Genomic DNA, 410 nt, shown 5'->3' with positions numbered 1-410 from the left:
TTTTGGCTGTGAGGTAAACTCAGGTACTGGATAAAAAGGTTCGTCACTGCAGTACTCATTAACAACATGCATAGGCAGCAGCTTTTGTGCGCCACCAACACCTTCTCGCCACTGATTATCTATGACCTCCAATTTTTAGTTCCTGGCGCGGTTATCAAATCTACTTGCGTTTGCAGCTCTTTGATGATGGTATTTTCGAAATCAAAATGCTTTTCAGTGATTGTTTTTCCATTAAGCCTATAAGTGACTCCGGTTATGTTCACTTTGTTGTATTGAGCAACCAATCGTGCAAATACCTTTTTGCTCTCTTCATTGCTTGGGATGCACTCAATCATTGCTGCCCACATGTGTTTATCAAGAGCCCACAGTGCATGTTCAAAAGGACTTACGTTCTCAAATTCTCGCCCAGA

Annotated in this window: 1 pseudogene; it reads right to left on the bottom strand. The window is 42.0% G+C overall.

Features of this window, described 5'->3' with window-relative positions:
- Positions 1-410 (bottom strand): annotated as a pseudogene (locus tag OK13_RS13745) (F-box protein); the annotation flags it as partial.

Source organism: Legionella norrlandica, assembly GCF_000770585.1.
Lineage (GTDB): Bacteria > Pseudomonadota > Gammaproteobacteria > Legionellales > Legionellaceae > Legionella > Legionella norrlandica.
This window is presented reverse-complemented; position numbering and strand designations above follow the sequence as displayed.